General features: G+C 66.4%; 21 protein-coding genes and 1 pseudogene. 16 read left to right on the top strand and 6 right to left on the bottom strand.

From position 1 onward, the window contains the following. The first annotated feature begins 28 nt into the window (after nucleotides 1-28). From CFB50_RS34920 to CFB50_RS34910, 3 genes are all read left to right on the top strand, one after another. A complete protein-coding gene (locus CFB50_RS34920) occupies nucleotides 29-697 on the top strand; it encodes a nitroreductase (protein ID WP_089448982.1) in 669 nt (222 codons plus the stop codon). Between the two features lie 111 nt (nucleotides 698-808). Beyond that, complete coding sequence (locus CFB50_RS34915) at nucleotides 809-1,264, top strand: sodium:proline symporter (RefSeq protein WP_089448981.1); 456 nt, start codon at nucleotides 809-811, stop codon at nucleotides 1,262-1,264. A gap of 214 nt (nucleotides 1,265-1,478) precedes the next feature. Continuing rightward, entirely contained in the window at nucleotides 1,479-1,991 is a 513-nt protein-coding gene (locus tag CFB50_RS34910; RefSeq protein ID WP_089448980.1) for a hypothetical protein, read from the top strand. Between the two features lie 8 nt (nucleotides 1,992-1,999). Here CFB50_RS34910 and CFB50_RS34905 read toward each other — a convergent pair whose 3' ends face one another. From CFB50_RS34905 to CFB50_RS34890, 4 genes are all read right to left on the bottom strand, one after another. After that, nucleotides 2,000-3,151: an acyltransferase family protein gene (locus tag CFB50_RS34905; protein ID WP_089448979.1), complete on the bottom strand. Its 1,152-nt coding sequence runs from the start codon at nucleotides 3,149-3,151 to the stop codon at nucleotides 2,000-2,002. 95 nt (nucleotides 3,152-3,246) lie between these two features. Next, the gene (locus tag CFB50_RS34900; protein ID WP_089448978.1) at nucleotides 3,247-3,921 is read right to left on the bottom strand and encodes a glutathione S-transferase family protein; all 675 of its coding nucleotides are present in this window, start codon (nucleotides 3,919-3,921) and stop codon (nucleotides 3,247-3,249) included. A 111-nt stretch (nucleotides 3,922-4,032) separates the two neighbouring features. After that, the gene (locus tag CFB50_RS34895) at nucleotides 4,033-5,205 is read right to left on the bottom strand and encodes a porin (RefSeq protein ID WP_089448977.1); all 1,173 of its coding nucleotides are present in this window, start codon (nucleotides 5,203-5,205) and stop codon (nucleotides 4,033-4,035) included. Between the two features lie 152 nt (nucleotides 5,206-5,357). Next, nucleotides 5,358-6,191 carry a helix-turn-helix transcriptional regulator gene (locus CFB50_RS34890; protein WP_089448976.1) on the bottom strand — a complete coding sequence of 278 codons (834 nt, stop codon included), beginning with the start codon at nucleotides 6,189-6,191 and terminating at the stop codon, nucleotides 5,358-5,360. A gap of 242 nt (nucleotides 6,192-6,433) precedes the next feature. On the opposite strand from CFB50_RS34890, the gene CFB50_RS34885 reads away from it, so the two are divergent. The 9 genes and pseudogenes from CFB50_RS34885 (at nucleotide 6,434) to CFB50_RS34845 (ending at nucleotide 16,999) form a co-directional block, all read left to right on the top strand. Continuing rightward, a complete protein-coding gene (locus CFB50_RS34885) occupies nucleotides 6,434-7,555 on the top strand; it encodes a polyamine ABC transporter substrate-binding protein (protein ID WP_089448975.1) in 1,122 nt (373 codons plus the stop codon). Nucleotides 7,556-7,620: 65 nt separating this feature from the next. After that, nucleotides 7,621-8,706: pseudogene (locus tag CFB50_RS34880) on the top strand (ABC transporter ATP-binding protein); the annotation flags it as partial. A 10-nt stretch (nucleotides 8,707-8,716) separates the two neighbouring features. Beyond that, the gene (locus CFB50_RS34875; RefSeq protein WP_089448973.1) at nucleotides 8,717-9,700 is read left to right on the top strand and encodes an ABC transporter permease subunit; all 984 of its coding nucleotides are present in this window, start codon (nucleotides 8,717-8,719) and stop codon (nucleotides 9,698-9,700) included. Further along, nucleotides 9,697-10,638: an ABC transporter permease subunit gene (locus tag CFB50_RS34870; RefSeq protein WP_089448972.1), complete on the top strand. Its 942-nt coding sequence runs from the start codon at nucleotides 9,697-9,699 to the stop codon at nucleotides 10,636-10,638. Before CFB50_RS34875 ends, CFB50_RS34870 begins: the two co-directional genes overlap by 4 nt. Nucleotides 10,639-10,669: 31 nt before the next feature. After that, nucleotides 10,670-12,250, top strand: a complete 1,581-nt coding sequence (locus CFB50_RS34865) for a DUF3138 family protein (protein WP_089448971.1) — start codon at nucleotides 10,670-10,672, stop codon at nucleotides 12,248-12,250. Nucleotides 12,251-12,276: 26 nt separating this feature from the next. Beyond that, a complete protein-coding gene (locus CFB50_RS34860) occupies nucleotides 12,277-13,569 on the top strand; it encodes an NAD(P)/FAD-dependent oxidoreductase (RefSeq protein ID WP_089448970.1) in 1,293 nt (430 codons plus the stop codon). Between the two features lie 70 nt (nucleotides 13,570-13,639). Continuing rightward, nucleotides 13,640-14,020, top strand: coding sequence for a cupin domain-containing protein (locus CFB50_RS34855; RefSeq protein WP_089448969.1), 381 nt, complete (start codon nucleotides 13,640-13,642; stop codon nucleotides 14,018-14,020). Nucleotides 14,021-14,067: 47 nt separating this feature from the next. Continuing rightward, the gene (locus CFB50_RS34850; RefSeq protein WP_089448968.1) at nucleotides 14,068-15,483 is read left to right on the top strand and encodes an amidase family protein; all 1,416 of its coding nucleotides are present in this window, start codon (nucleotides 14,068-14,070) and stop codon (nucleotides 15,481-15,483) included. A gap of 25 nt (nucleotides 15,484-15,508) precedes the next feature. Next, nucleotides 15,509-16,999 (top strand): aldehyde dehydrogenase, encoded by a 1,491-nt coding sequence (locus CFB50_RS34845; protein ID WP_089448967.1) that lies wholly within the window; start codon nucleotides 15,509-15,511, stop codon nucleotides 16,997-16,999. Between the two features lie 63 nt (nucleotides 17,000-17,062). Here CFB50_RS34845 and CFB50_RS34840 read toward each other — a convergent pair whose 3' ends face one another. Together CFB50_RS34840 and CFB50_RS34835 are read right to left on the bottom strand one after the other, a co-directional pair. Next, nucleotides 17,063-18,916 (bottom strand): ABC transporter ATP-binding protein, encoded by a 1,854-nt coding sequence (locus tag CFB50_RS34840; RefSeq protein ID WP_089448966.1) that lies wholly within the window; start codon nucleotides 18,914-18,916, stop codon nucleotides 17,063-17,065. Between the two features lie 98 nt (nucleotides 18,917-19,014). Continuing rightward, nucleotides 19,015-20,034 carry an alpha/beta hydrolase family protein gene (locus tag CFB50_RS34835; protein WP_089448965.1) on the bottom strand — a complete coding sequence of 340 codons (1,020 nt, stop codon included), beginning with the start codon at nucleotides 20,032-20,034 and terminating at the stop codon, nucleotides 19,015-19,017. Nucleotides 20,035-20,176: 142 nt separating this feature from the next. Between CFB50_RS34835 and CFB50_RS34830 the strand changes: the two genes are divergently transcribed. From CFB50_RS34830 to CFB50_RS34820, 4 genes are all read left to right on the top strand, one after another. Continuing rightward, a complete protein-coding gene (locus CFB50_RS34830; protein WP_089448964.1) occupies nucleotides 20,177-20,773 on the top strand; it encodes a TetR/AcrR family transcriptional regulator in 597 nt (198 codons plus the stop codon). 90 nt (nucleotides 20,774-20,863) lie between these two features. Continuing rightward, nucleotides 20,864-21,319 carry a hypothetical protein gene (locus CFB50_RS39265; RefSeq protein ID WP_144020743.1) on the top strand — a complete coding sequence of 152 codons (456 nt, stop codon included), beginning with the start codon at nucleotides 20,864-20,866 and terminating at the stop codon, nucleotides 21,317-21,319. Nucleotides 21,320-21,796: 477 nt separating this feature from the next. Beyond that, on the top strand, nucleotides 21,797-22,363 hold the full coding sequence (locus CFB50_RS34825; protein ID WP_089448963.1) for a TetR/AcrR family transcriptional regulator: 567 nt from the start codon (nucleotides 21,797-21,799) through the stop codon (nucleotides 22,361-22,363). 227 nt (nucleotides 22,364-22,590) lie between these two features. Next, nucleotides 22,591-23,016 carry an organic hydroperoxide resistance protein gene (locus CFB50_RS34820; RefSeq protein ID WP_046547194.1) on the top strand — a complete coding sequence of 142 codons (426 nt, stop codon included), beginning with the start codon at nucleotides 22,591-22,593 and terminating at the stop codon, nucleotides 23,014-23,016. Nucleotides 23,017-23,036: the final 20 nt, after the last annotated feature.

Here is a 23,036-nt window from a genome sequence, read left to right as displayed (position 1 = left end):
ATCCGTGCGGATGCAAGCGAGGTCAACAATGAACAAACCGGACAAGTCGTCGAAAGCGCGCGCCGCGCTCGACCAGCTGTTTTCGGGCATGGCGCCCACGGATGCGACGCGCGCGTCGCGTCCGGGCAATCCGTTCGAAGCGAACGCAGACGACGCATCCGCCGGCACGGGCGGGCGCGGCGGTATCGAAGTCACGCTGTCGACCCGGATCCAGTTGCGCGGCTATCCGAATGCGAACGCATTCATGAAGCGCATGGCCGAAGCGTGGGGGCTGGAGTGGGGGATGTACGACAGCGTCAAGGCCATCGCGACGCTGCCTGTCGGATGGCGAGCGCGCCGGCTGCCGGAAGTCACGCAGATCGTCGACGGACACGACGTGCTGCGCGCGGAGAGCAGCCTGCAGGGCGGCGAAATGTCGTATCTGAAAGTGCATCCGCGGTACTACATCGACGCACGCAAGGGATTGGGCTGGGGCAAGTCGTCGAAGGCGTCCGACGATCCGGATCTCGACGGCCCCGACTGGAACTGCTTCGTGATCGATCGCGAAAAGTCCATCGAAGTGCACGAACTGACGACCTCGTCGCTGAAAGCCGACATGGACAACGCGCGGGCGACGCTGTTGAAATGGCTGGACGAGAACTATCCGAAACATCGCGATCCTTTCGCGTACTGGTCGGATTGCGAAGGGGCATCGTAATTTTGCGTGGCTGCCCGGTTCGGGTTCGCGGGCACGCGTTGCGCGACCGGGGCCGAAGCGGGTGGGGGCAAGTCGCTTCGATGCATCGGCCGGTTGCGATGGGAGCGTCGATTGAAACGAGCCAGTGTCGTCCCGGTTCTCTGGGCCGCGTTCGGTGCGGCGGTCGGTTCGACCGTCGTCGAGCTGCTGCTCTGGCCGATCGTCGGTGACGACGCGATCGGGAACCTGTTGCGCGACACACGCCTCACCGCGGCCATCGTGATGGGGCGCGGCGTGCTCGGCGCGTCCGCCGGCTTCGATCCGAGCGTCATGGCGGTCGCGACCCTCGTGCATCTGGTGCTGTCGCTGGCCTACGCGGCCGTGCTGGCGAAGGTGATTCGCAACCTGTCGCTCGCAGCCTCGCTCCTCGCAGGCGGCGGGTTCGGCCTCGTCCTGTACGGCGTCAACCTGTACGCGTTCACCGCGATCTTCCCGTGGTTCATCCCGGTTCGCGGCGCGGTCACGCTCGTGGCCCATCTGGTATTCGGGACCACGGCAGCGGCTGCCTACCGCGCTGCCAGGCGCTAGGCCGGGCGCCAATCGACGGTTCCCGCGCAGGTCATTCGCACCAGACCCCTGGAATAAGCCCGCGCGCTGCATCGTTTAGCCGTCAGGAGACCCTGTACGATGCGGCGGCGCGTGAGCACCGCAAGATGAATCGTGCGCAAGCAATCCGGTCTGCCGGGCGCCGTTAGCGGCACCCGCGATCGAGTGGTCGGGGGTAATCAGGCAGGAGCCGATCATGTGCAACTGGTTTCGATCCGGGATAGGTATCGTCTGTCTCGGCTGTTCCGCGGTGGTCCTTGCGCAAACGTACGACGATCTGGCGGACGACACGGCGAACTGCCGTGCAGTCGTCGCGCACGCGAACATCGACGGCACCGAGCAGCAAGTCGTCGGGCGTGCGTGCCTGCAGGACGATGGCACATGGCAGTTCGTGCAGAGTCCTGACGGTAGTGTTTTATGGTATCCGGCGGCGGACTATCCGTATGCCGACCTGTGGTACTGGGGGCCGCCGCTTTTCGTCGGCGCAGGTGTGGGCTTCGTGTTCGTCGATCGCTTCCACCACTTCCACCATTTTCACCACTTCGATCACGTCGGCCACTTCAACGGGGTGGACCATCATCGCATCGGCGCGCCGATCGGCGCCGGCTTTCACCATGGCGCGTTTCCTGCCGGCACCGTCGGCCACGGATTCGGCGGCATGCATCAGTTCGGCGGGGCGAGCGGATTCGGTGGAATGCGGCGACGCTGAGGCAGCAGTTACAGGATCGATGCGAGCCTGGGCACGCGAAGCAGCAGGCCAGCGATCAGGTAGCACGCGACGCACGCGATACCGCCGGTCACGGCGAGCTTCAGGAATGGGGCTGCCGGCACGTTTTGCCACGCGAGGGCGACCCCGACCAGCACCGGCGGATGGATGATGTAGATCGAGTAAGCGCGTCGCGCCAGCGGCTGCCAGACGCCCGTCAGTCGAGTGAAGCGCCGCTGAAAGCGGCTGGCGAGAAACAGTATCGTGCCCCATGCGACCAGCGGCTCCCAGAACGCGTACACCACGTCGACCGGTCGGCCATGCAATGCGGGAACGTGCTTCGCGAGAAGGTAGACGATCGGCAGGACGGGGAGTGTCAGCAGCGCGATGCGCCACCACGTGCCGACCTGCCGTGGCGGAAGATGCTCGAGCCAGCGTGCGCGCGCTGCCCGGCAACCCGCTACGTACAAGACGACATAGCTGGCGAAATACCCGAGCTGAAGCCCCCATACGTTGACACCTATCGGCCATCGGGACCGCAACGCCAGCGCCGCGATTCCGGTCAGCAATGCCGCCGCGGCCAGGGTGCGATCGGACGGGAACGGGTGCCGAACGGGGCGGCTCGCGATGCGCGGAAACGCGATGCTCCATAGTGCTGCAGCCGCACTGAAAATCAGCAACGCCTTGGCGAACCACATGGGACCGTTGTCGAACGTGCCGTGGCGCCACAGGCGGCCGAGCGTATCGTCGAACGGGTGGCCGGCAGCGGACTGTGCCAGCGCGATCGTCGCGGGGCCGATCAGAAGGCCATACACCAGCAACGGCAGGCCGAGCCTGAGCAACCGGTCGGCCAGGAAGCGGGCGGCGCCCTTGCGATCGATGGAGGGTGGCGTGTGGTAGCCCGCCAGGAAAAAGAACAGGCCCATGAAGAATGCCTGGTTGATCGCGCAGAAGAGCGTCAACAGCGCGGATTGCACCGACGGCCCCGCGGCCACCTCGTGGTAGTACCACCCACCGAGCGCGCCGTACGTGATCGCGCAGTGGTGAAACACGACCAGCAACGTCAGGCAGGCGCGCAACGCGTCGAGGCCGACGTTGCGATGCGCGGCAACCGCCTGGTCCGTCCGGAACGCGACATCGACCGCAATGTCCTGAGCGCTCATTGCCTTGCCTGTGTGGTTGGTCAGTCACGACCCGCACCGTGCATGTCGGGCGGGCGTACAGGTCGGCAACATACACCGTTGTTCTTACAACCTTGCTACAGGCCGATCCGCTGCCGGCCCGATGCCTGGTCGAGCCGCCCGCGCAGGTCGTCGAACGGAATCATCACGTGCGTGCGATACGCGGGCCGCGCTTTCAGCCGTTCGTACCACGCTTGCACGTGCGGGATGTCCGGCCGTGCGATGTCGAGTTCGAAGTAGCGATACAGGTGCGTGCCGGCCGCGATGTCGGCGAGCGTGAGCGTGTCGCCCGCGAGAAACGGCTGCCCGGCCAGCGCCGCGTCGAGCGCCTGGAAGTGCTGCGCGCACTGCGCGATGCTTTGCTCGACGCGCACCGTGTCGCGCTGTTCGGGCGGCGTCCGGAAGTAGCCCCGGAACACGCCGTTCAGGAACGTCGGCTGCAACGTGGTTTGCGACCAGTCCATCCAGCGGTCGGCGCGCGACTGTTCGGCGGGGTTGTCGTGCCAGAAGCCGGGGCGCCCGTAACGCGCGGCGAGGTAGCGCAGGATGCTGTGCGATTCCCAGACGACCGTGCCGCCATCGTCGATCACGGGTATGCGCCCGTGCGGGTTCATCGCCAAAAAATCGGGCGTGTCGAGCACGCCGAACTGCCCGCCGGCCGGCACGTGCCGATGCGCAAGCGCGAGCTCGTCGACGAGCCACATCACCTTCTGGACGTTGAATGCATTGCGGCGTCCCCATACGGTCAGCATGCCGGCCTCCTTGTGTCGTGCGGAACGGGATCGCGACAGTGTAAACGCCGCAGGCGCGCACCGCGGTACGCGCCTGCCGGCCGTCGTCGTTGCCGCCGTGCGGCGACGCGATCAGAACTTGTGGCGGATCCCGACGATCGCGAGTTCCTGCGTATCGGTGCCGGAATTCACGCCGTACGAGCCGACCGATGCGGCGGCCTTCACGACCGCGCCGTTCGCGTTGAGCGTGTTGCCGCTCGCCTTCTGGTAGCCGAACAGCGCATACAGGTCGGTGCGTTTCGACAGCGCGTAATCCGCGCCGAGGTTGACCTGGTTGTAGTGCGCAGAACTCGGCCCCGTCAGCGACGTGTAGTTGTAGCCGACGCCCGCGCGCAGTGCCGGCGAGAACTGCCAGTTGAAGAACGCCGAGCCGTTGTTGAACTTCGCGTTCTGGCTGAACGCCGACAGCGTGTCCGCGCCGTACTGCGTATTCGAATACGCGAGGCCGAAGGTGGCGGGCCCGGCCACGTACTGGCCGGCCACGCGCACGATCTGGATCGACTTCGCGCTCGAGAAGCCCTGGTTGATCACGGTGTTGAACAGCGTGTCCGAGCTGCTCGACCACGTGCGCACGCCGTTCGCGACGGTGGAGCCGCCGTTCGCGTAGAAGAAGCCGGCGCCGAGCGACAGCGGGCCGTTCGCGTAGCTTGCGCCGAAGCTGTACGTGCGGCCGCTGCCGGTGGCGCCCGCCACGCCGCCGAAGCCGTACAGGCCTTCGAACTGGAAGCCCGAGATCAGCGGGCTCGTGTATTTCACCGAGTTGCTGACGCGCAGGCTGTTGTCGTAGTTGTCGAGGTCGCCCGGCGTCGCGAACACGCCGCCGAAGTAGTTGTCCTGCGTGAGGCCCTGCACGAGATCGACGACCGGATCGTACTGGCGGCCGAGCGTGACGGTGCCGTACGTGCTGCTCGCGAGGCCGACGACGGCCTTGCGGCCGAATTCGCGCCCGCCCTGGCCGAGCGCGCCCGTGCCGATGTTGAAGCCGTTCTCGAGCTGGAACAGCGCCGCCAGGCCACCGCCGAGATCCTCGGTGCCGCGCAGCCCCCAGCGGCTGCCCGACAGGTTGCCGCTGCTGAACTTGACGAGGCTCGACGCGTTGCTGCCGTTCGCGTTCTGCGCATTGTGCACGTACGCGATGCCCGCATCGGCGATACCGTACAGCGTGACGCCGCTTTGCGCGTGAGCGCCGGCGGCATGGAGCGCGGCCGGCAGTGCGAGCAGTGCGAATGAACGGATCTGTTTCATTGTTGGATTCCCCCGTTGGTCGATTGGTCTGACGAGTCGGTGAACGATACGGATGACGCATCGTCGAGGGAACCAATAAATTGTCGGATCGTTATGAGGCGGCGCGGAGATGGATGCGCGCGCAACCTGCCGGCGGCCGGCACACGGGGATGCTATGCGTCGTGCCGCCGCGACGCGTTTCTCAGCACGAGCGTCATCAGTTGCCGGCGCGAATCGACACCGAGCTTCGCGAAGGCGCGCTTCGCGTAGGTATCGACGGTGGAGGTCTTGAGCCCCATCGATTGCGCGATGGCCGCCGACGTCATGCCCTGGATGAACGACGCGCACACGTGCATCTCGCGCGCGGTCAACCGTTCCTGCCATTCCGGCAGCCATTGCGCGACGAGGTCGAGATCGAGTTCGTCACGCGGTGCGTCGTCGGCGGAGATCGCGCCGAGCAGGCGCTTGTGCGCGGACGCCAGCGGCAGCACGACCTGCGAAAGCTGCTTCAGGAGGCTCAGCTCCTTCAGCGAAAACGGCGGCAGGCGCCGCGAGCGCGCGATCGAGATCGAGTAACGCGTGCCGCCCGTCACGCCCGCGATCACGCATTCGTCGTGAATGTCGCCGGCATCGAAGAACAGATGCCGCAGCTCGCTCGCCACGCGCTGCGCGGACACCTGCAGCAACTGCACGTCGTTTTCGGTTTCGATCGCCGCGTACGTTGCATCGTCGCTCGCGTAGCTGCGGTAGTAGTGGCGCATCACCTGCGCGACCAGCTCGGGCTCGCGGCCGAAGCTGCCGATCCAGCCGACGCTGCGCCGGCCGGAAGACGCGCTGCGCTCGTAGTCGAGATGCACGGCGTCGAAATCGACGTAGCGCACGAGCGTGTCGTAGACGGCGCGCATGAACTGCGGCGTTCCGACGGTTTGTGCGATGTCGCCCAGCGTTTCGGTCACGAACGCGACATGGCTCAGCGGGAGATCGGGGGCGGGCAGCGCAGCGCTCATGACGTCGGGTGTCGAAGATTTTCAGGTGGCGCTACAGGTATCACGAATATTTTCGACTGCCTACGCGGGAATCTACCCAAACGGCGGGAATCGACGTCGCCGTTTGTCCCGGTTTTCGGGACTGACGCTGCCGGCCGCGATCTCTACATTGGCCCTTGTGCTGAACACCGCTCGACGGCGTTGACGCGAGTCCGGACCCGGACCGGGCGCAACGGCCGATCCCCATCACAAGGAGAATCCCCATGCGTATCCGTATCCGTCGTCAACCGGTGTTGCGCGCCGCGCGCGTCACGCCGGCGGTGCTGGCCGTCGCGGCCAGCCTGTCCGCCCATGCCGGCGACACCCACCTGAACGTGTACAACTGGTCGGAGTACGTCGCGAAGGACACGGTCCCCGTCTTCGAGAAGCAGTCGGGCATCAAGGTGCGCTACGACAGCTACGACAGCGACGATACGCTGCAGACCAAGCTGCTTGCGGGCAGCTCGGGCTACGACATCGTCGTGCCGACGTCGAACTATCTCGCGCAGCAGATCCAGGCCGGCGTGTACCAGAAGCTCGACAAGTCGAAGCTGCCGAATCTCGCGAACCTCGACCCGTTGCTGATGAAGATGGTCGCGAAGGCCGACCCGGGCAACCAGTACGGCGTGCCGTGGGCATGGGGCACGACGGGAATCGGCTACAACGTCGAGGCGGTCAGGAAGCGGCTCGGCGACAACGCACCGACTGACAGCTGGGCGCTGCTGTTCGACCCGGCGAACGCGGCGAAGCTGAAAAGCTGCGGCATCTCGCTGCTCGACGCGCCGGACGCCGCGTTCGCGGCGGCGCTGCAGTACATGGGCAAGGACCCGGAGAGCAAGAACCCGGCCGACTACCAGGCGGCCTACGACGTGCTGAAGAAGATCCGCCCGTACGTCACGCAGTTCAGCTCGGCCGGCTATGCGGACGATCTGGCGAACAACGATGTGTGCGTCGTGCTCGGCTGGTCGGGCGACGTCGGTATCGCGCGGCGGCGCACGCTGGACGCAAAGCGCTCGTACGAGATCCGCTATGTGAATCCGAAGGAAGGCGGCCTGCTGTGGTTCGACGTGATGGCGATCCCGAAGGATGCGCCGCATCCGGAAGCCGCACTGAAGTGGATCAACTACATCGAGGACCCGAAGACCAACGCGGCGATCACGAACGAGATCTTCTACCCGAGCGCCAACAAGGCCGCGCGCCCGTTCGTGACACCGGCGATCGTGCAGGACCCGGGCATTTACCTGTCCGACGCGACGATCGCGAAGGCGTCGCTCGCGATGCCGCGCAGCGCCGACATCGCGCGGATGCAGAACCGTCTGTGGCTGCAGCTGAAGTCGGGCGGTTGAGGGAGACGACGATGATCCATACGCTCCCTGCCGCATCGGTTGCGGCCGCCGCCCGCCGCGATGCGGACGCATTCGTCCGCATCGAAAACGTCGTGAAGAAATTCGGCGACAGCACCGCCGTCGACAACGTGAACCTGACGATCGCGAAGAACGAGCTGTTCGCGCTGCTCGGCAGCTCGGGCTGCGGCAAGTCGACGTTGCTGCGCATGCTCGCCGGGCTCGAGACGGCCACCTCCGGCAAGATCTTCGTCGACGGCGAGGACCTCGCGTCGCTGCCGCCGTACCGCCGCCCGGTGAACATGATGTTCCAGTCGTACGCGCTGTTCCCGCACATGACGGTCGAATCGAACGTCGCGTTCGGCCTGAAGCAGGAAGGCACGCCAAAGAACGAGATCAAGGAGCGCGTGGCCGATGCGCTGGCGCTCGTGCAGATGAGCAAGTACGCGCAGCGCAAGCCGCATCAGCTCTCCGGCGGCCAGCAGCAGCGCGTCGCGCTCGCGCGCTCGCTGGTCAAGCGCCCGAAGCTCTTGCTGCTCGACGAGCCGATGTCCGCGCTCGACAAGAAGATCCGCCAGAAGACCCAGCTCGAACTCGTGAACATCATCGAGAAGGTCGACGTGACCTGCGTGATGGTCACGCACGACCAGGAAGAGGCGATGACGATGGCCAGCCGCCTCGCGGTGATGAGCGAAGGCAAGATCGTGCAGATCGGCGCGCCGGGCGAGGTGTACGAGTTTCCGAACAGCCGCTTCTCGGCCGAATTCATCGGCTCGACCAACCTGTTCGAAGGCCGCGTGGTCGAGGACGAGCCCGATCACATCTTCGTCGAGAGCGACGACCTCGAGGCGCGCATGTACGTGAGCCACGGCGTCACCGGCCCGCTCGGCATGCCGGTCGGCATCTCGGTGCGCCCGGAACGCATTCACGTGTCGCGCGAGAAGCCGGGCTCGAAACACAACTGGGCGCGCGGCGTCGTGACCGACATCGCGTACATGGGCAGCTACTCGCTGTACCACGTGCGCTTGCCGAGCGGCAAGACGGTCGTGTCGAACCTGTCGAGCTCGCACCTGATGAACGACAACGCGCCGGCGTGGAACGACGACGTGTTCGTGTCGTGGTCGCCGGCCAGCGGCGTCGTGCTGACGCAGTGAGGACGCCACGATGAGAACCTCCGCTTCCAATCCGTCCGCGGCGGTGCCGACCGGCGCCGCGAGCGCCGGCACCGGCCGCGCCCGCCCGGGCCGCTTCGACTTCCTGGCGCGCTTCCTGCCGTCGGGCCGCAGCGTCGCGATCGGCGTGCCGTTCGTGTGGCTTGCCGTGTTCTTCGCGCTGCCGTTCGTGCTGGTGCTGAAGATCAGCTTCGCCGACCAGATGCTCGGCATCCCGCCGTACACCGCACTTGCGCGGCTGGAGGCCGGCACCGTGCAGGTCGTGCTGTCGCTGAAGCATTACGCGCTGCTGCTGCAGGACGACCTGTACCTGAACACCTACGTCAGCTCACTGAAGATGGCCGCGGCATCGACGCTGATGTGCCTGCTGGCCGGCTACCCGATCGCGTACTTCATTGCGCGCTCGGCGCCGGCCCGCCGCAACCTGCTGATGATGGGCGTGATGCTGCCGTTCTGGACGTCGTTCCTGATCCGCGTCTATGCGTGGGTCGGGATCATGAAGGACGACGGGCTGCTGAACCACGTATTAGAGGCACTCGGCGTGATCGCGACACCGCTGCGGCTGTATCACACCGACGCGGGCGTCTACATCGGGATGGTCTATTCGTACCTGCCGTTCATGGTGATGCCGCTGTACGCGCACCTCGTGAAGATGGACCTCACGTTGCTCGAAGCCGCGAACGATCTCGGCGCGACGCCGTGGTCCGCGTTCTGGCGCATCACGCTGCCGCTGTCGAGGAACGGCATCGTCGCGGGCAGCCTGCTGGTGTTCATCCCGGCGGTGGGCGAATACGTGATCCCCGAGCTGCTCGGCGGCGCGAACACGCTGATGCTCGGTCGCGTCATGTGGGATGAATTCTTCAACAACATGGACTGGCCGATGGCGTCCGCGGTGACGGTGACGATGGTGCTGCTGCTGCTCGTGCCGATGGCCCTGCTCCATTACAGCCAGACCGAAGCGGAGGCCGGGTCATGAACCGTGCGAATCGCATCCTGTCCGTATGCGTGCTGGGCGCGGGCTTCCTGTTCCTGTATATCCCGATCGTCAGCCTGGTCGTCTACTCGTTCAACGCGTCGAAGCTGGTGACGGTGTGGTCGGGCTTCTCGCTGAAGTGGTACGGCGCGCTGCTGCACGACGACGAACTGCTCACGGCCGCCTGGCTGTCGCTGAAGATCGCGCTGCTGACGGCCACCGCGTCGGTCGCGATCGGCACCTGGGCCGGCTTCGTGCTCGCTCGCATGGGGCGCTTTCGCGGCTTCACGCTGTATGCCGCGATGATCAACGCGCCGCTCGTGATTCCGGAAGTAATCCAGGGCATCTCGCTGCTGCTGCTGTTCGTCGCGATGCAGCAGACCTTCGGCTGGCCGGCCGGGCGCGGCTGGCTGACGATCTGGATCGGCCACGTGATGCTGTGCCTGTCGTTCGTCGCGGTGATCGTGCAGTCGCGCGTGAAGGAGCTCGATCGTTCGATCGAGGAAGCCGCGCTCGATCTCGGCGCGCGGCCGTGGAAGGTGTTCTTCGTGATCACGCTGCCGCTGATCGCGCAGGCGCTGGTGTCCGGCTGGCTGCTTGCCTTCACGGTGTCGATCGACGACGTGATCCTGTCCGCGTTCCTGTCGGGCCCGGGTTCGACGACGCTGCCGCTCGTCGTGTTCTCGCGCGTGCGGATGGGGCTCAACCCGGAGATGAATGCGCTCGCCACGGTGTTCATCACCGTCGTGACGATCGGGGTCGTCGTCGTGAACCGCGCGATGCTGGCCCGCGAGCGGCGGCACGCGCGCGACACGCGGATGTGGCATGCGGCGTCCGCATCCGAGGTATCCGGCACCTCCGCGTCGCCGTCCGCCATGCCGCCCGTGCGCTCGCCCGCCGCGCCGCCGCTGCACGACCGCATCCCGCATCCCACAAAGTGACGAACAGTGACGAACGACCAGGAGACATTCCATGAAAAAGAAGATGCTCTGCGCGCTGATCGCCGGAGCGCTGCCGGGGCTGGCTGCGGCGAACTCGAGCGCCGACCAGATCCGGACGCTGCAGCAGCAGATCGCGGTGCTGCAACGGCAGATGAGCGCGCTGCAATCACAGCTCGGCGCGAAGCCTTCGGCCGCACCGGTGGCGGCGAACGTGGCGAACGCGCCAAACCCGGCGACCGGCGCGGCGGCTGATCCGTCCGCACCCGGCTACGGGCAGGCACCGGCCGTGCTGACCAACGACGACGTGTCGGAACTCCGGCAACAAGTTGCGAACCAGCAGTTGAAGGTCGATTCGCTGACCGATGCCGCGCGCACGGGCCCGATCGCCGGGCTGTCGGTGACGGGCTACCTCGACCCGACCTACGTATACAACCGGGGTGCCGGCACGTCGTCGTTCCAGTTCGCGAATCACGAGAACGCGTACACCTACTACAACAGCACGTTCGGCGATGTATTCCTCGACATCAAGAAGACATTCGGTGTCGGTCCGACCGCGCCGTCCGCGGAAATCACGCTGATGCCGAACCGCGGCGCGGGCCTGTCGATGATGACGGGCAGCGGCTCGAGCGGCCTGAACATCATCAACACGGCCGTCCTGACCGTGCCGCTGTCCGGCACGACGGCGCTCACCGGCGGGCTCGTGACGGGCTTCGGCGGCTACGAGTACCAGCAGTCGAACATGATGCTGACGCTCACGCACAACCTGCTGTACGACTTCTCCGATCCGGGTTCGTCGATCGGCGCGGGCCTCAACTACCTGAGCGCGGACGGCCACTGGGCGTGGAAGTTCTTCGTCGGCAACGAGCAGTTCCGCAGCGCGGGCGCGGTCACGCAGACCGGCGTCAACGCGTTCGGCGACCCGATCACGACGAGCAACAAGGTGCCGACCTTCACCGCGCGCGTCGATTACCTGCGCGGCAGCGCGCTCGACGTCGGCGGCTCGATCAGCATCGGCCGCCAGACGCTGCCGAGCGCGGTCGACCCGGCGACCGGCAACGTGCGCTACGGCGTGGGCGGCAACGCACCGAGCGCGTACGGCGCGTTCTTCTTCGGCGAGGCTGATGCGACCTACACGCTCGCCGATGCGCAGTACAACGCCGAGTTCGACTACGGCCAGCAGCAGCACGGCGCGTTCAACGGCGGGCTCGCACAGTGGTTCGGGCTGTCGCTGCTCGCGCACCGCAAGTTCAACGCGCCGGTGGTCGGCCGCATGGGTGCGACGCTGCGCTACGACCTGCTCGTGAACCGGAAGAACGGCGGCGGCGGCTCGTCGATCGGCCTGAACGGCAACGGGATGGACCCGTACAACGGCTTCGGCATCGATGCGGACTGCCTGGCGCTGTCGAAGGCGAACGGCGGCGTCGGCTTCGAGTGCAAGGGCGCGACGCGGCAGGCTGCCGCGTTCGACCTGCTGTTCTACCCGACCCAGCAAGTGACGGTGAAGGTCGAATACCGGCACGACTGGGCGAGCAACAAGGTGTTCCTGCGTCACGACGGGTCGTACGAGAAGTCGAACGACCTGCTCGCCACCCAACTCATCTACGCGTTCTGACGCGACGCCGTTCGCGAGTCTTGCACATGCTCAAGTTCGAAAACCAGCAACATGTTCAGTCCTACTATGCAGCGACGGTCAACAACCATACGCGACATCCGTCGCTCGACGGGGCCGTGACGGCCGACGTCTGCGTGATCGGCGGCGGGCTCACGGGCCTGTCCGCGGCACTCGAGCTCGCCGAGCGCGGCCATTCGGTCGTGCTCGTCGAGGCGTCGAAGATCGGCTGGGGCGCGAGCGGGCGCAACGGTGGCCAGCTGATCGCCGGGTACGCGTGCGACATCGACACGTTCTCGGCCTACCTGCCGGAAGACGACGTGCGGCGCGTCTGGGCGATGGGGCTGGAGTCGGTCGAGATCGTCCGGCAGCGGGTCGAGCGGTACGGCATCGATTGCGACCTGACCTCCGGCTACCTCACCGCCGCGAACAAGCCGCGCCATCTCGATGCGCTGCGCGCGTGGCGCGATACCGCGGCGAGACGCTTCGGCTATCGCGGCTACGAAGTCGTCGAGCGCACCGACATGCATCGCTTCGTCGCATCGGATCGTTACTTCGGCGGCCTCCGTTACGAAGGCAGCGGCCACCTGCATCCGCTGAACTACACGCTCGGCCTCGCGCGGGCGGCGCGCGAGGCCGGCGTGACGATCCACGAGGACACGCCCGCGATTGCGCTCGATCGTGCCGCACCGCATCACCGCGTGACGTGCGCCCGCGGCCACGTGGATGCCCGTCATGTCGTGCTGGCCTGCAATGCATACCTGGGGCAGCTGGCGCCGGCGCTCACGCGCAAGATCATTCCGGTCACGACGTACCTGATCGCGACGGAGCCGCTCGGTGACGCGCGCGCGGCCGAAACGATGCCGGCCAATGCGGCGATCTGCGACACCCGTTCGGCGCTCGACTATTTCCGGCTGACACGCGACCGCCGGCTGCTGTGGGGCGGCAAGGCCAGCAGCTCGACGAACACGCCGCGCGATCTCGCGGCCGCGATGCGGCGCGACATGCTGAAGACGTTCCCGCAACTGACCGATGTGCGGATCGACTACGCGTGGGGCGGACTGATCGACGCGACGATGAATCGCGCACCGCATTTCGGCAGGCTCGAGCCGACCGTGTATTTCGCGCAGGGATTTTCCGGGCACGGCGTCAACGTGACGGGCCTCGCGGGGCGGCTGATCGCGGAAGCGATCGACGCGCAGGCCACGCGCTTCGACCTGTTCGGCCGGATTCGCCATCGCGACTTTCCGGGCGGGCGCGCGCTGCGCACGCCGATGCTGGCGCTCGCGATGACCTGGCAACGGATGATGGACCTGCTCTGACGCGCGCGGGCGGTTCACCCGGCCGCGCGGCACCGAAACGTTTCGAATCACTCATGCCCTGGAGGCACTCATGACCAACCTCACGAATCTCGTCGACCTGATGCGCGCACCGGCGAAGCTCACGCAGAGCCGCGTGCCGAGCGGGTTGCTGCTCGACGGCAATCCGCTGCAGACGCTGTCGCATCACTACATCAGCCCGTGCGGGCAGTTCAGCTGCGGGATCTGGGCATGCACGCCCGGCCGCTGGACGATCGAGTACGACGAGTCGGAGTATTGCGAGATGCTGAGCGGCGTCGCGATCGTGCGCGACGCTGACGGCCGCGAGCGCGTGTTGCGCGCGGGCGACCGCTTCGTGATTCCACCGGGTTTTCGCGGCACGTGGGAAGTCGTCGAAACGTGCCGCAAGATCTATGCATCGCACGCACCGCAAGCCGGACAGCCGACCGCGTAACGCGCGGCCGGTTCAGGACAACCATCGAGATCAACGAGGAGCAACCCATGACCCAGGAATTGTGGCGTCTCAGCGCGGCCGAGATGGCCGAGCGCGTCGCGCGTCGCGACGTGTCTGCCACCGAACTCACGCGCAGCTGCCTGCAGCGGCTTGAAGCAGTGAACCCCGTCATCAACGCGATCGTCGACGTGATGACCGACAGCGCGTTGCAGGCGGCGTCCGATGCCGATGCCGCGATCGCGCGCGGCGCACCGGTCGGCCCGCTGCACGGCGTGCCGGTGACCGTGAAGATCAACGTCGACACGGCGGGATACGCGACGACCAACGGCGTGCGCGCGTTTTCGGACCTGGTTGCGCACGAGGACAGCCCGGTGACCGCGAACCTGCGCAAGGCCGGCGCGATCGTGATCGGGCGCAGCAATGCGCCGGCGTTTTCGTACCGCTGGTTCACCGATAACGACCTGCACGGCCGCACGTCGAATCCGTGGAATCCGTCGCTGACGCCGGGCGGCTCCAGCGGTGGTGCCGCCGCGGCCGTGGCGGCCGGTATCGGCGCAATCGCGCACGGCAACGACCTGGGCGGCTCGATCCGCTACCCGGCCTACGCGTGCGGCGTCGCCGGGCTGCGGCCCAGCACCGGGCGCGTGCCGGCGTACAACGCAACGCAGTCGAAGGACCGCACGCTCGCGGTGCAGCTCGCGTCCGTGCAGGGGCCGCTCGCGCGCACGGTCGGCGATCTGCGGCTCGCACTCGACGCGATGGCGGCAGGCGACGGTCGCGACGCATGGTGGATGCCGGTCGCGCCGAATGCACAGGAAGCCGCGTTCCCCGCGCGCGTGGCCGTTTGCGCGGCGCTGCCGGGCGTGCCGTCCGATCCGGTGGTGGTCGACGCGATCCGGCAGGCCGCGCGCTGGCTTGAAGAAGCCGGCTGCATCGTCGAGGAAGCGGAGCCGCCGCGGTTCGCCGAAGCGTGCGAACTGTGGCTGGACCTGGTGACCAACGAAGCGCGCAGCGGCCTCGGCGAAGTGATCATGCAGCACGGCGACGCGGCGATCCGTACCGCGTTCGCGAGCCAGCGCCGTCTCGCGAAGCCGCTGGACCTCGAGGGCTACATGAACGGCCTCGCGCGGCGCACCGCGCTGCTGCGCGACTGGCAGCAGTTCTTCGCGCGCTATCCGCTGCTGCTGATGCCGGTGTCGTGCGCGCAGCCGTTCGCGATCGACGCCGATCAGCACGGCGACGACGCGATGCGCGCGATCGTCGAACGGCAGGGGCCGCTGCTCGCGACTGCGCTGCTCGGGCTGCCGGGACTGTCAGTGCCGACCGGCATCCGCGATGGCGTGCCGACCGGCGTGCAGCTCGTCGCCGGACGCTTCCAGGAAGCGCTGTGTCTCGCCGCGGGCGAAGCGATCGAGGCGCGCGCGGGCATCTTTACGCCGATCGATCCGGTCACCGGGTCGTGATCCGCGATCTTTCACGAGGAAACACATGAATCAATCGACATTCGAAGACTGGCAGGCCCGCGCGGCCGTGCTGCGGATCGAAGGGCGCGCGTTCATCGACGGCGAGGCGCGCCACGCGCAAACCGGCGCGACCTTCGCCTGCGTGAGCCCGATCGACGGTGGCGTGCTCGCGCACGTGGCCGATTGCGGCACCGACGACGTCGACGTCGCGGTGGCGGCCGCGCGCCGCGCGTTCGACGTGCGGAGCTGGGCCGGCATGAACCCGCGCGCCCGCAAGGCGGTGCTGCAGCGCTGGGCCGCGCTGATGCGCGAGCACCTCGACGAGCTCGCGCTGCTCGAGACGCTCGACACCGGCAAGCCGATCGCCGATACCACGGCGATCGACGTGCCGGCCGCCGCGCATTGCGTCGACTGGTATGCGGAAGCGATCGACAAGGTCGGCGGCGAAGTCGCGCCGGTGGACCATCATCTGGTCGGGCTCGTCACGCGCGAGCCGGTCGGCGTCGTCGCGGCCGTCGTGCCGTGGAATTTCCCGCTGCTGATGGCCGCCTGGAAATTCGCGCCGGCGCTCGCGGCCGGCAACAGCGTCGTGCTCAAGCCGTCCGAGAAATCGCCGCTCACCGCGATCCGTGTTGCGCAGCTCGCGTGCGAGGCCGGCATTCCGGCCGGCGTGTTCAGCGTCGTGCCGGGTGGCGCGGAGCCGGGCAGGGCGCTCGCGCTGCATCGCGACGTCGACTGCATCGCGTTCACAGGGTCGACGCGTACGGGGCAGCAGATCATGGCGTGCGCTGCGCAATCGAACCTGAAGCGCGTGTGGCTCGAACTCGGCGGCAAGTCGCCGAACATCGTGCTGCGCGATTGCCCCGATCTCGACCGCGCCGCGCAGGCGGCCGCCGACGCGATCTTCTTCAACATGGGCGAAGTGTGTACGGCCGGCTCGCGCCTGCTCGTACATCGCGACATCAAGGACGCATTCGTCGCGAAGCTGGTCGACGCGTCGCGGCGCTTCGCGCCCGGGCACCCGCTCGATCCGTCGGTGACGATGGGGGCGATCGTCGACCGCACGCAGCTCGAGCGCGTGATGGGGTATATCGGTGCCGGGCGCGACGAAGGCAAGCTCGTCACGGGCGGCGCGCGCGAGCGAGAGGAGACGGGCGGGTTCTATGTCGAGCCGACGGTGTTCGAGGTGAAGCCCGATGCGAAGATCGCCCGCGAGGAGATCTTCGGGCCGGTGCTGTCGGTGATCGTGTTCGACGATGTCGACGAGGCCGTGCGGATCGCCAATGACACAGAGTATGGACTGGCCGCCGCCGTCTGGTCGGCCGACCTCTCGACCGCGCACGCGGTGGCACGACGTCTGCGCGCGGGCACCGTGTGGGTCAACTGCTACGGCGACGGCAGCGACGACATGAACTTCCCGTTCGGCGGTTACAAGCTGTCGGGCAACGGTCGTGACAAATCGTTGCATGCGCTCGACAAGTACACCGAGCTGAAGTCGACGGTCGTGCGGTTGTAATGTCATGGGCGACGCGCGGCCTGGACAACGAGGCCGCGCGTCTTGCGCGGCCGGACGGGCGGCTTACTGCTCCGCCTTCTCCACGTCCGCCGTCTCCCCGAGGAACCCGCCGCTCTGGTGCGCCCACAGCGCCGCGTAAATACCACCCGCCTGCAGCAGTTGCTGGTGCGTACCTTCCTCGACGATGCGCCCTTCGTCGAGCACGATCAGCCGGTCCATCGCCGCGATCGTCGACAGCCGGTGCGCGATCGCGATCACCGTCTTGCCGCTCATCAGATCGTCGAGGCTGCGCTGGATCGCGACTTCGACCTCGGAATCGAGCGCGCTGGTCGCCTCGTCGAGCACGAGGATCGGCGCATCCTTGAGCATCACGCGCGCGATCGCGACGCGCTGCCGCTGGCCGCCCGACAGCTTCACGCCGCGCTCGCCGACTTCGACGTCGTAGCCGCTGCGCCCATGGCGGTCGCGCAGCCGGTCGATGAACTCGGACGCTTCCGCGCGCACGGCTGCGTCGTGCATCTCGCGCTCGGTCGCGTCGGGGCGACCGTACAGCAGGTTCTCGCGCATCGTCCGGTGCAGCAGCGACGTATCCTGCGTGACCATCCCGATCGCGCCGCGCAGGCTGTCCTGCGTCACGTGCGCGATGTCCTGCCCGTCGATCCGGATCGTGCCGCCGCCCACGTCGTAGAAGCGCAGCAGCAGGTTCACGAGCGTCGACTTGCCGGCACCCGAGCGGCCGATCAGGCCGATCCGCTCGCCGGGCCGGATCGTCAGGTTCAGCCCGTCGAATACCGCGCGATCGTTGTCCTCGTGCGCGAACTGCACGTTGTCGAACACGATCTCGCCGCGCTGCACCGTGAGCGGCTTCGCGTCGGGCGCGTCGACCACGCTGTGCACCTTCGTTAGCGTGTTGATACCGTCCTGGATCGTGCCGACGTTCTCGAACAGCTCGGTCATTTCCCACATGATCCAGTGCGAATAGCTCGACAGGCGCAGCGCCATCGCGATCACCGCCGCGACGACGCCCGCGCTTGCCTCGCCGTGCATCCACAGAACCAGCGCGAGGCCGGTCGAGCCGACCAGCAGCAGCGTCGACAGCAGGTGGTTGACGACCTCGAACGCGCTGACGAGCCGCATCTGCGCGTCGCCGGTCGCCTTGAACGCCTCCATCGCGCGGCGCGCGTGGTCGGCTTCGCGCCGCGTGTGCGAGAACAGCTTCACGGTCGTGATGTTCGAATACGCGTCGGTGATGCGGCCCGTCATCAGCGCGCGCGCATCGGCCTGGCGGCTGCCGACGGCACCGAGGCGCGGCACGAAATACGCGCACGCCAGGCCGTAGCCGAGCGCCCACAGCGCGAGCGGGATCATCAGCCGCCAGTCGAAGCTGGCCGCGAGCGCGAGGATGCCGATCAGGTACGCGGCGACGCCAATCACGACGTCGACCGACATGAACAGTGCGTCGCGCACCGCGAGCGCGGTCTGCATGATCTTGGTCGTCACGCGACCGGCGAACTCGTTCGCATAGAACGACAGGCTCTGGTCGAGCATCAGCCGGTGAAACAGCCAGCGCAGCCGCATCGGGAAGTTGATCGCGAGCACCTGGTGCTTGACCATCGTATGCAGCGCGATCAGCAGCGCGCTGCCGGCGAGGATCGCCGCGAACCCGGTGAGCGTGCCGAAGTGCCGGCCGCCGAAGTCGGCCGGCGTCGCGGACGCGAGCCAGTCGACCACGCGGCCCATCATCGCGAACAGCGCGGCTTCGTACGCGGCCAGCGCGGCCGACGTCAGCGCGATCAGCAGGATCCAGCTGCGCGCGCCTTTCGTGCACGCCCAGACGAACGAGAAGAATCCCCGCGGCGGCGTGACGGGATCTTCGAGCGGGAAAGTCGGCAGGCGCCGTTCAAACCACGAAAACATTGAAACCTCTCCTTGATGCGGCCACGCCGGCCGGCGCGGCCCGTATTGCCCGTTTCATGCGCGACGCCTTCGAAGGCGACGCCGTGTTGCACACGTGTTCACTGCGCCCGGATCCACGTTTCGATCGGCCCGAGCGTGCCCGGTGCATAGGCATCGCGCCCGAGCGCCGTGTACAGCCACTGCTTCCACGTCGGCCAGTCGGACTCGAGCTGGTAGTCGAACCAGCTGGCGCGCAGCAGCGCATGCGTCGCACCGGGCACGACCACCACGCGCCGGTCGGGCCGGTTCGCGAACGCATGCGTGTAAATGTTCGCCTCGTCGACCGGATCGACATTGCGATCCTGCGCGCCCCACACGGCCAGCACCGGCCCCTGCATCGTCGCGAGCGCCTGTGATGCGTCTTCCAGGTAGTTGCGCGCGATGAAGCCGAAGCGGCGCGGCTCGATGTCCGGGCGGCGGCGCGGATCGGCCGGCACGTCCGCCTGGCCGAAGATCGCGTCGTTGGCGCGTCGCTCGGCGGCCAGTGTCGCATCGATTCGATCCGGCTGCAGGCCGGTTGCCTGGAGCTGCTGTCGCGTCAGGTAGGTGCCTTGCCGGCGCCAGCTGACGGCGCCGCCGACGATTACCGAGAACGCGGGCCGCACCGCATTCGCGACGCGCGGAATCACCCAGCCGCCTTGCGAGAAGCCAAGCAGGCCGATCTTGTGCGCGGGACCGACGGCGGCGCGCACGCGCGCCATCGCGGCGATCGTTTCGTTCGCACGGTCCTGCATCGATTGCGCGAGCCAGTCGCCGCCGCTGCGGCCGGTGCCCTGTTTGTCCCACGCGAACACGCCGATACCGGCGTCGAGCAGGCTGTTGACGAGCGGCAGCATCGCGTCGTCGGAGAAGCGCGTACGCGGCCCGTCGCCGTGGACGAGCAGCACGATCGGCGCATCGGGCGCGTGGGCCGGCAGCGCGAGCGTGCCGACGAGGTCGGCGTCGCCGGCGTGGAAGGCGAGCGTCGATACCTCCGCGCCCTTCAGCTCGAAATCGGACAGGCCGCGCAACGCGATTGCCCCCACCGCGGCCAGCAGGAGCAGGACGAGCGCGATGCCGGCAATGGCGATTCGTTTCAAGAGGCCCTCGGAGCGGTGGTGTGAGCGGAGGTCGCAGGCGGCATGGACACGATGCCTTGACGCCTGCAGGACGTCGCCACGATAATAGATAGACTAATCAGTCTAATAAAGATTCGAGTCATCGTCTAGCACGGAGTGCCTGTTGAGAAAGATCGACCCTGAAAGAGCGGAAGCGAAGCGGCGCCAGATCCTGGACGCCGCGATCGACTGTTTTGCACGCGACGGCTTCCATGCGACGTCCACGGCCGCGATCTGCAAGGCGGCCGGCATGAGCCCCGGCAACCTGTTCCACTATTTCCCGACGAAGGCGGCGATCATCGAGGCGGTCGCGCAGGAGGACCAGCGCGAGATGGCCGAACTGTTCGCACGGCATGCGGACGCCGACGATGCGCTGACTGCGATCGAGGAGATCGCACTGGCATTGATGGAGTTGTCGAGCGATCCCGTCTATGCGCGCATCAGCGTCGAGACCGCGGCGGAGGCGACGCGCAATCCGGACGTCGCCGCGCTGTTCGCGGCGAACGAGGCGCAGGTGAAAGGGCGGATGGTCGCGCTGATCAAGCGCGGCGTCGCGCAAGGGAAGATCGACGGCAGCCTGAAGCCCGATCTCGTCGCGACCTGGCTGCTCGCGCTCGCGGAAGGGGCGGTTGGGCGCGTCGTGTTCGAGCCGGGGTTCAAGCCGCGCGCGCACCGGGCGATGCTGCGGACGATCATTCAACGGATGTTGAAGCCGCAGTAGGTATGTCGGTGCCGCCACGACAAAGTTAGGAAAGTTGATAGGGGGTTGGCAACACGCTCTGGAAATCGTTGTCTATCGGGCAAATAAGCGATGAAGTCAAGCGAATTCAAGCAAGGCATATTTGAGTCTCTCATGCAATGCGGTTTCATCCGGCGAGGTAATTTAATGTGCTTTTCTGGAAATGGAGCAAAAGTTGCAATCGGAGTGGAAAAGGGTTTTGGTCAACAGTGGTTCGTCAATGTGGGATTTTGCATTGACCGGATCGGAACCGATGAAATAAGCCGCATCGAACAGTCGCACATGTACTTTCGGCTCGACCGCTTGTTTGCACAGCATCGCGAGTTGATCGTCGGGGCGGGGGCGCTTGACGATATGGGGCAGCCCAGGGAATACGAAGTGTTCCTCGGTCTACTGGCAAGTGAAGTTGGAGAGGAGTTGAAACGGTTTGCCAATGAGCAAGCGATTGCTGATGCATATCGTGCAGGAAGGTTTCGGGAAGGCCTTGTTACCAAGTCGGTTAGAGATTTACTTTCTTCTTCGGCTTGAATTTTCCTGGCAACCGTGGGGCCGCCTTACTGACAGGTGCATCAGTAAGGCGTGATGCGTTATCAATGGCGCGCGCCTGGAGTTTGCTCAAGGCAATCAGGGCGCGCTGTCCCGCAAGAATCACCGCTTCACGAGCAGTACCGAGGACTGGACTGACATGCATACGTCAGGAGCAATCCGTCAATCTGGTCGATTCGGCTGGAGAGCGCCCGGTGTCCGAGACAACCACGGAAGTCATCACGAGGTAGTACGTACCTGGACAATTCGCGAAGGAAAGCATCAAAGCCCGCGGGCCTCGAGCGACCGCGGAAGAAACGAGAGCCATCACTACGACAGGCGAGGAAAGCGGATGCCAAACTTGGCGCGCCCATTGGGTGGCCATTGTGCCGGCGCCCTAGCGGGTCGCCGGGCGGGCCCCGCATCGCGCCCTTAAAAAAGTCCTTGACTATCTATCTATGAGTAGATAAAGTTCGATCCATGGAAACGAAACCGACCGTCCGCGAACAGATTCTCGACCACGCGATCACGCTGATGATGCAGCGCGGTTACAACGGCTTCAGCTATCGAGACCTGTCCGACCTGGTGGGCGTGAAGACGTCGAGCATCCACTACTACTTCCCGTCGAAGGACGATCTGGTGCTGGAAGCGGTGGCGGCCTACAGCGACGAAGTCCTCGCGGCCGTGCGGGCGATCGATCCGGCGCTGCCGGCCGACGTGAAGCTGAGCCTGTACACGAAGATGTTCGGCCGCACGCTGGGTGACGGCAACCTGATCTGCCTGTGCGGGATGCTCGCGTCCGACATCGAAACGTTGCCGGAGAACGTTCGGCAGGCGGTGCAGGCGTTCTTCACGGCCAACGAGCGCTGGCTCGCGGAATTGCTGGCGCAAGGCGCGAAGGAAGGCACGCTGCAGTTCAGCGGCGAGCCGGACACGGCCGCGCGCACGCTGTACGCGGCGTTCCAGGGCAGCGTGCTGGCCAGTCGGTTGTTTCATACGCGGGCGCGTCTCGAGGATGTCGAGGCCGTCTGGAAAGCGCGGTCCTGACGGGCGGCGCGCGAGCGGTGGGGCGGTCCGCCGCCTTTTCATTGAATCTTGTTATCTATCATGTAGTAGATAGATGGCTGGCGCAGAGGAATCGATTCTCTGCATTTTTTGGGAACGTTTATCTATCTATGAGTAGATAAACAGATGCGAAGCCGGCGAAGAAGCCGCCGGCACGCGGTTCCCGGTTCGAAGGCTGTTTCATTCATTTGCTGAAAAAGGAGTCTGTCATGTCGATCGAAAAAGTGCTGTACCGCGCCCATGCAAAAGCCACCGGCGGCCGTGACGGCCGTGCGACGGTGCCCGAAAGCGGCCTCGACCTGAAGCTGACCACGCCGCGCGAGCTCGGCGGCGCGGGCGGTGCGGGCGCGAACCCCGAGCAACTGTTCGCCGCCGGCTACAGCGCGTGCTTCATCGGCGCGATGAAGTTCGTCGCGGCGCGCGACAAGATCGCGATCCCCGCGGACGCCGCGATTGAAGGCAGCGTCGGCATCGGCGCGATCCCGAACGGCTTCGGCATCGAAGTCGAACTGAAGATCTCGCTGCCGGGCCTCGATCGCGATGTCGCGCAAACGCTGATCGACCGCGCGCACGTCGTCTGCCCGTACTCGAACGCGACGCGCGGCAACATCGACGTCACGCTCACGCTCGTCTGATCAATCGTACTGCCAACCAT

The sequence above is a fragment of the Burkholderia sp. AU33423 genome (assembly GCF_002223135.1).
GTDB lineage: Bacteria > Pseudomonadota > Gammaproteobacteria > Burkholderiales > Burkholderiaceae > Burkholderia > Burkholderia lata_D.
This window is presented reverse-complemented; position numbering and strand designations above follow the sequence as displayed.